Raw genomic sequence first — 7,259 nt, forward strand, 5'->3', positions numbered from 1 at the left:
GTGGGGTCGTGTCCGTGGGCGGGACGACGGCACGTTCGGCGACGCGGGTGCCGGAGCCCTGGCGGGCGGTGAGCCAGCCCTCGGCGACCAGGTCGGCGTAGGCGTCGGCGACCGTGTTGCGGGCGATGCCCAGGTCGGCGGCGAGGGAGCGGGAGGAGGGCAGCCGGGTGCCGGGGGCGAGGCGGCCGGTGCGGACGGCGTCGCGCAGCGCGTCCGTGAGGCCGCGGCGGACACCGGTGCTGGTGCCGGTCGGTTCGACATGCAGGTCGACGCCAAAAGTGGCCCAAGATCTCGCCATGGAAATGGACCATACTCCTGGGCTGCCTGACTTCTAGAGTCGAGACATGACCACAGCACAGGAAGCTCCTTACGCCCACGAACACAGTCCCCGCCTGGACTGGGCCCAGCACGCGCCCGAGGTCTACAAGGCGATGGTCCGTCTCGACGCCGCCGCTCGTCGGGGCCTGGACCCGAAGCTGCTGGAACTGGTGAAGATCCGCGCCTCGCAGCTCAACCACTGCGCGTTCTGCCTCGACATGCACACCAAGGACGCGCTCGCGGCGGGCGAGAGCGTGGAGCGGATCATTCAGCTCGGCGCGTGGGAGGAGTCGCGGCACTTCTACACCGAGAAGGAGCTGGCGGCGATCGAGCTGACCGAGGCGGTCACCGTGATCACGGACGGATTCGTGCCGGACGAGGTGTACGAGCGGACGGCCGAGCAGTTCGAGGAGGCCGAGCTGGCGCAGCTGATCGCCGCGATCACGGTGATCAACGCGTGGAACCGGTTCGGGGTGAGCACGCGGATGGTGCCGGGGCACTACAAGGCTGGACAGTTCAAGTGACGTCGCCTGCACGGGTGTTGGGCCACGAGGTCCGGGGGTGTCGGCCGTGAGCAAGGTGGAGCTGTTCCGGAGTCTGCATCGGCGGCGGCTGCCCGGTGATCCGCTGGTGCTGCCGGGGCCCTGGGACGCGGTCAGTGCGCGGGTGTTCGTGGAGGCCGGGTTCGCGGCTCTCGCCACGCCCAGTGCCGGGGTTGCCGCCTCGCTCGGGTACGAGGACGGGGCTGTGCCGGCGGACGAGATGTTCGCGGCGGTCGCGCGGATCGTGCGGGCCGTGGATGTGCCGGTGTCGGCGGATGTCGAGGGTGGGTACGGGCTGGCGCCGAAGGAGCTGGTGGAGCGGCTGCTGGAGGCGGGGGCGGTGGGGTGCAACCTCGAGGACTCCGACGGGGGTGTGCTCAAGGACCCGCGGCAGCACGCCGAGTGGCTGGCCGAGGTGCGGTCGGTGGCGGCGGAGCGGTTGTTCGTCAACGCGCGGGTCGACACCTTCCTGCACGGTGACGGGAATCCCGAACGGGCCATCGAGCGGGCCGCGTTGTACGTCGCCGCGGGTGCCGACTGTGTCTATCCGATCATGGCGCCGGCCGATGTGCTGCCGTTGCTGCGGTCCGGTATCCAGGGGCCGGTCAACGTGTTCGCGCGGCTGGACGGCAAGGGCCCCTCGCCCACCGAACTCGGTGAACTCGGGGCCACTCGCATCACGTTCGGGCCGGAGCTCCAGCGCTGGGCGGCACTCGCGCTCCAGGGGATGGCCGCTGAGCTGAAGCGGTGAGCGGGTTCAGGACAGCCATGCCTTCCAGGTGGCGGGGTGGCTGTCCACCCACTTCTTCGCCGCGTCGGCCGGGGACAGCTTCTGGTCGGCGATCATCAGGGAGACCTCGTTCTGGTCCTCGGTCGTCCACTTGAACTTCTTCAGGAAGGCCGCCGCCTTGCCGCCCTTCTTCGCGAAGTCCGTGTTGAGGTACTTCTGGAGCGGGGTGTGGGGGTAGGCGCAGGCGACCTTGGCCGCGTCGGCGTCACAACCCTCCTTGTAGGCGGGGAGTTTCACCTCCGTCATGGGGACCTTCTTGAAGAGCCACTGGGGCGCGTACCAGTAGCTGAGGAAGGGCTTCTTCTCCTTGGCGAACTGCTTCATCTGGGTGATCTGCGCGGCCTCCGAACCGGCGAACACCACCTGGTAGTTGAGCTTCAGGTTCGTCACCAGGGCCTTGTCGTTGGTGACGTAGGAGGGCGAGCCGTCCATCAACTGGCCCTTGCTGCCGCTCTCGGCGGTGCGGAACAGCGAGGAGTACTTGTTGAGGTTCTTCCAGTTCGTGATGTCGGGGTGCTGCTTGACCAGGTAGGTCGGGACGTACCAGCCGATGTGGCCGGTGACCCCGAGGCCGCCCGCGCGCGTGATCGTCTTCTTGTCGTCGACGTAGCGCTTCTCCTGGTCGGGGTGGCCCCAGTCCTCCAGGATCGCGTCGACCCGGCCCTGGCTGAGCGCGTCCCAGGCGGGGACCTCGTCGACCTGGACGGTGTCGACGCGGTAGCCGAGCTTGTGCTCCAACAGGTACTGCGCGACAGCCACGTTGGCCTGTGCGCCCACCCAGGACTGGACGGAGAGGGTCACGGTCTTGGCGCCCTGCGCGTTGGCGAAGGGCGAGGCCTGCTTGGTCATGTCGGCGGCGCCACAGCCCGAGAGCAGGGCGAGGGACGTCACCGCGGCCACTGAGTAAGCCGTACGAACTCGCATGTCACGCTCCCTTCTTGGTGCGGCGTTCCGTCGGTTGCGTGACCCGGTCGAGCATCAGGCCCAGGCAGACGATCGCGGCGCCGGCGACGAGTCCGGTCGCCAAGTCGCCCTGGGCGAGGCCGAATACGGCGTCGTAGCCGAGGGCGCCGCCGCCGACCAGGCCGCCGATGATGACGACGGCGAGGACAAGGACCACGCCCTGGTTGACGGCGAGCATCAACGCCGGGCGGGCGAGCGGGAGTTGGATCTGCCGCAGCTGCTGGGCGCTGGTCGCGCCGAGCGAGCGGGCCGACTCCAGGGCGGCCGGGTCTACCTGGCGCAGGCCCTGGGTGGTGATGCGGACGACGGCGGGGAGGGCGTAGACGACCGCCGCCGCCACGGCGGGGGCGCGGCCTACGCCGAAGAGCGCGACGACCGGGATCAGGTACACGAACTGCGGCATGGTCTGGCAGACGTCGAGGACGGGGCGCAGGGCGCGTTCGAAGCGGTCGCTGCGGGCGGCGGCGATACCGGTCGCGAAGCCGAGGACGAGGGTGACGGCCACGGCGGCCAGTACCTGCGACAGGGTGTCGAGGGACGGTTTCCACACGCCGAGGACGCCGATCGCGGCCATGGCGAGGACGGCGGTGAGTGCGGTGCGCCAGGTGCCGATCACCCAGGCGAGGGCGGCGACGATCAGCAGCACCGACCACCACGGCAGCCATTGGAGGCCGTCGCGTACGGGGTCCAGGACCCAGGTGGTGAAGTGGCCGGCCCAGTCGGCGGTGCCGCCGAGGTAGGGGACGCCGGAGTAGAGGTGGGCGGTCATCCAGTCGACGACGCGGTTCACCGGTTCGGCGATGCCCAGGGTCCAGCCGGAGGGCCAGTCCAGGGCGCCGGCGAGACGGGCGACCACCGCCACGGCGACGGTGGCGCCGAGCGCGTACAGCCACAGGCGGCGACCCGACCCCGGCTCCCCCGCGGACTCGTCGCTCTGTTCGCCCGCCGCCGCGGTGACGCGGTCCAGCACGACGGCCAGGAGCACGATCGGGATGCCGGCGGCCAGGGCCGCGCCCACGTCCACGGAGGCGAGGGCCTGGTAGACGCGGTCACCGAGGCCTCCGGCGCCGATGACGGAGGCGATGACGGCCATGGAGAGGGCCATCATGATCGTCTGGTTGAGGCCGAGGAGGAGTTGCTTGCGGGCCAGCGGGAGCCGTGCGGTCAGCAGGCGTTGGCGTCCGGTGGCGCCCAGGGAGTCGACGGCTTCCAGGACCTCCGGGTCGGCGTTGCGCAGGCCGAGCGTGGTGAGGCGGGCCATGGGCGGGGCGGCGTATACGACGGTGGCCAGGACGGCCGCGGGGACGCCGATGCCGAAGACCAGGACGACGGGGAGGAGGTAGGCGAAGGCCGGGAGCACCTGCATGGTGTCCAGGACCGGGCGCAGTGCGCGGTCGGTGCGCTCGGAGAGGCCGCCGGCCAGGCCGAGCAGCGCGCCCACGACGACGGAGGTGAGCACCGCGATCACCATCAGCGCGAGGGTCTGCATGGTCGGTACCCACATGCCGAGCAGCCCGCAGGCGAGGAAGGCGACGCCGGTCCCGATCGCGAGCCGTACGCCCGCGACGCGCCAGGCGACGAGCGCGCCGAACGCGGTGACGCCCGCCCAGCCCGCGGCGAGCAGCACCAGGTAGACGGCCCGTACGGAGAGGACGACGGCGTTGCTGATGTAGCCGAAGAAGTAGAGGAACAGCGGGGAGCTGTCGCGGTTGTCGATGATCCAGTCGTTGGCCCGGCCCAGCGGACCGGACAGGTCGACGATGAGGGCGTGCGGCCAACTCCCGCTGGACCAGTGCGCGTTGGCGAGCGGTACGAGGACCGCCGCGGCGAGCGCGAGCAGCAGGAGCTTGTGCGCGGCCCGGTGCCGGAGGACGCCGGGGAGGGCGAGGCGCGGGGCGGGTGCGGTGACCGTTGCCATCAGACCGCCTCCTTGTGGAGCTCCGCTCCCGCTACGACGTCCAGCAACCGGGCGTGGTCGACCACGCCCAGACAGCGGCCGTCCTCCACGACGCAGGCGGGCTTTCCACTGCGGGACACGACCTTGATCGCCTCGGCGACGACCGCGTCGGCCGCGAGCGCACCGGGGTGCTCCTCGCCTCCGCAGTCCCCGGGCCGCATCGCCGTACGGACCGTCATGACGTCCGCGCGCGGGACGTCCCGTACGAACTCGCGGACGTAGTCGTCGGCCGGGGAGCCGACGATCTCCTCGGGGGTGCCGAGCTGGACGATGCGGCCGTCGCGCATCAGGGCGATGCGGTCGCCGAGTTTCAGCGCCTCGTTCAGATCGTGGGTGATGAAGACCATCGTGCGGCCCTCCTCGCGGTGCAGCCGGACGACCTCCTCCTGCATGTCGCGCCGGATCAGCGGGTCGAGCGCGCTGAACGGTTCGTCGAAGAGGAGGACTTGGGGGTCTACCGCCAACGCCCGCGCCAGGCCCACGCGTTGGCGCTGGCCGCCGGAGAGCTGGCCGGGGCGGCGCTGTTCCATGCCTTCCAGGCCCACCTTGGTGACGACCTCGGCGGCCCGGCGGCGGCGCTCGGCCTTGCCGACGCCCTGGATCTCCAGGCCGTAGGCGACGTTGTCGAGGACCGTGCGGTGCGGGAGGAGGCCGAAGTGCTGGAAGACCATCGCGGCGCGGTGGCGGCGCAGTTCGCGCAGCCGGGACTTGTCCATCGCGCGGACGTCCTCGCCGTCGATGGCGATGGTGCCGGCGGTGGGTTCGATGAGGCGGGTGAGGCAGCGGACCAGGGTGGACTTGCCGGAGCCGGACAGGCCCATCACCACGAACACCTCGCCCTTGCGGACGTCGAAGGAGACGTCGCGGACGGCGGCGGTGCAGCCGGTGCGGGTGCGCAGGTCGGCGGCGTCGAGGGCGGCGAGTTCGGGGTCGGCGGGGACCTGGTCGGCCTTCGGGCCGAAGACCTTCCAGAGGCCGTCCACCGAGAACACGGGGTCACCGGAGGCACCTGTGCTCATGCTCGTGGTCGCGGAACTGCCGGGCTCATCAAGGCCATTGGGCGTACTGAGGGTGCTCATCGCGCACCGCCTCCGATCAGGTCTACGGCCCTCTCGCCGACCATGAGCACCCCGATCATCGGGTTCACGGCGGGCATGGTCGGGAAGACGGAGGCATCGGCGATGCGGATGCCGTCCAGGCCGCGGACCCTCAGCTCGGGGTCGACCACGGCCAGTTCGTCGGTGTCGGCGCCCATGCGGCAGGTGCCGGCCGGGTGGTAGACGGTGTGGGCGACCTTGCGGGCGTACTCGCTGAGTTCCGCGTCGCCGAGGATCTCCGGGCCGGGGCACACCTCCCGCTTCAGCCAGCCGGCGAGTGGTTCGGTCTTCGCGATCTCGCGGGCGATGCGGATGCCGTCGACGAGGGTGCGGCCGTCGTAGTCGTCCTCGTCGGTGAAGTAGCGGAAGTCCAGGGCCGGTTTGACGGCCGGGTCGGCGCTCTCCAGGTACAGGCGGCCGCGGCTCTTCGGCTTGGGGATGTTCGGGGTCATGGAGACGCCGAACTCGGGGCGTTCGTAGCCAAGGCGCTCGGGGTTGTCGGTGAAGGGCACCTGGTAGAAGTGGAACATCAGGTCGGGGCCCGGGTGCCCGGGGTCACGGCGCACGAACAGGCCCGCGTCGGAGTCCATCGCGGAGTTCTCCGGGATCGGCCCGTTGGTCTCCCAGACGATCACCGACTCGGGGTGGTCGAGGAGGTTCTCGCCGACGCCCGGGAGGTCGACGGCGACGGGGATGCCGAGCGCTTCGAGGTCCTTGCGGGGGCCGATGCCCGAGTGCAGGAGAAGACGCGGGGAGTCGACGGCGCCGGCGCACAGGACGACCTCGCGGCGGGCGCGGACGAGGAGTTCCTCACCGTCCTTGGTGCGGACGTGCACGCCTTCCGCGCGAGTGCCGTTCAGCTCCAGCCGGTGGGCCCAAGTCTCCAGCAGGATCGTCAGGTTGGGGCGCTCGTCCATCACCGGGTGCAGATACGCCACGGACGCGCTGGACCGCTTGTTGTTCTCGGGGTGGTAGGCGAGGTCGAAGAAGCCGACGCCGTCCGTGAAAGGCGCCTTGTTGAAGCCCTCGACGCGCGGGACGTCGAGCGCCGCCTGGGCCGCGTCGACGAAGTCGCGGGCGATGGCGTTCCGGTCCTTCTCGTCGACGGGGACGATGTTGTTGAGGAGGCGGGCGTAGTACGCCTCCATCGAGATCGCGCCCCAGCCCTTCGCGCCGGCCGCCTCCCACTCGTCCCAGTCGGACGGCAGCGGCTTGAAGGCGATGAGGGTGTTGTGCGAGGAGCAGCCGCCGAGCACACGGGCGCGGCTGTGCCGGATGTGGGAGTTGCCGCGCGGCTGCTCGGTGGTCGGGTAGTCGTAGTCCAGCTCGCCGCCGAGGAGGCCCATCCAGCGGCGCAGGGTCAGTACGTCCTCGCGGCCGACGTCGCTGGGGCCGCCCTCGATGACGGCGACGGTGACGTCGGGGTTCTCGGTGAGGCGGGAGGCGATGACTGAGCCTGCGGTGCCGCCGCCGATGACGACGTAGTCATAGTCGTACTCGTCGCCGACCGCGCCGTCGATCTGCTCCGGGTCAGCAGCGCACTGTGTACCGCGTCGGGCCGCGCCCGCTGTCGGGCCTGACGCGGTACACAG

General features: G+C 70.8%; 7 protein-coding genes. 2 read left to right on the forward strand and 5 right to left on the reverse strand.

Going from position 1 to position 7,259, the window contains the following annotated elements:
• A partial coding sequence (locus ACNFOC_RS47835) for a GntR family transcriptional regulator (RefSeq protein WP_416965278.1) occupies positions 1 to 298 on the reverse strand: 298 nt, incomplete at its 3' end.
• 46 nt (positions 299 to 344) lie between these two features.
• Here ACNFOC_RS47835 and ACNFOC_RS47840 point away from each other — a divergent pair.
• Together ACNFOC_RS47840 and ACNFOC_RS47845 are read left to right on the forward strand one after the other, a co-directional pair.
• A complete protein-coding gene (locus ACNFOC_RS47840) occupies positions 345 to 842 on the forward strand; it encodes a carboxymuconolactone decarboxylase family protein (protein ID WP_416965279.1) in 498 nt (165 codons plus the stop codon).
• Between the two features lie 46 nt (positions 843 to 888).
• The gene (locus tag ACNFOC_RS47845; RefSeq protein WP_416965280.1) at positions 889 to 1,611 is read left to right on the forward strand and encodes an isocitrate lyase/PEP mutase family protein; all 723 of its coding nucleotides are present in this window, start codon (positions 889 to 891) and stop codon (positions 1,609 to 1,611) included.
• 6 nt (positions 1,612 to 1,617) lie between these two features.
• Here ACNFOC_RS47845 and ACNFOC_RS47850 read toward each other — a convergent pair whose 3' ends face one another.
• Genes ACNFOC_RS47850 through ACNFOC_RS47865 form a run of 4 tightly spaced genes read right to left on the reverse strand, consistent with a single transcriptional unit; the run spans position 1,618 to position 7,187 of the window.
• Positions 1,618 to 2,574: an ABC transporter substrate-binding protein gene (locus tag ACNFOC_RS47850; RefSeq protein ID WP_416965281.1), complete on the reverse strand. Its 957-nt coding sequence runs from the start codon at positions 2,572 to 2,574 to the stop codon at positions 1,618 to 1,620.
• A gap of 1 nt (position 2,575) precedes the next feature.
• Positions 2,576 to 4,531: an ABC transporter permease gene (locus tag ACNFOC_RS47855; protein WP_416965282.1), complete on the reverse strand. Its 1,956-nt coding sequence runs from the start codon at positions 4,529 to 4,531 to the stop codon at positions 2,576 to 2,578.
• Positions 4,531 to 5,589: a quaternary amine ABC transporter ATP-binding protein gene (locus tag ACNFOC_RS47860; RefSeq protein ID WP_416965283.1), complete on the reverse strand. Its 1,059-nt coding sequence runs from the start codon at positions 5,587 to 5,589 to the stop codon at positions 4,531 to 4,533. The genes ACNFOC_RS47855 and ACNFOC_RS47860 overlap by 1 nt, the downstream gene beginning before the upstream one ends.
• Positions 5,590 to 5,645: 56 nt before the next feature.
• A complete protein-coding gene (locus ACNFOC_RS47865; protein ID WP_416965284.1) occupies positions 5,646 to 7,187 on the reverse strand; it encodes a GMC family oxidoreductase in 1,542 nt (513 codons plus the stop codon).
• Positions 7,188 to 7,259 lie beyond the last annotated feature (72 nt).

The sequence above is a fragment of the Streptomyces colwelliae genome, assembly GCF_048158785.1.
Taxonomy (GTDB): domain Bacteria; phylum Actinomycetota; class Actinomycetes; order Streptomycetales; family Streptomycetaceae; genus Streptomyces.

What these genes read in the sequence shown, in the direction of transcription:
- ACNFOC_RS47840 (WP_416965279.1), top strand. Translation starts at nt 345, where the DNA reads ATGACCACAGCACAGGAAGCTCCTTACGCCCACGAACACAGTCCCCGC.
- ACNFOC_RS47850 (WP_416965281.1), bottom strand. Translation starts at nt 2,574, where the DNA reads ATGCGAGTTCGTACGGCTTACTCAGTGGCCGCGGTGACGTCCCTCGCC.
- ACNFOC_RS47855 (WP_416965282.1), bottom strand. Translation starts at nt 4,531, where the DNA reads ATGGCAACGGTCACCGCACCCGCCCCGCGCCTCGCCCTCCCCGGCGTC.
- ACNFOC_RS47860 (WP_416965283.1), bottom strand. Translation starts at nt 5,589, where the DNA reads ATGAGCACAGGTGCCTCCGGTGACCCCGTGTTCTCGGTGGACGGCCTC.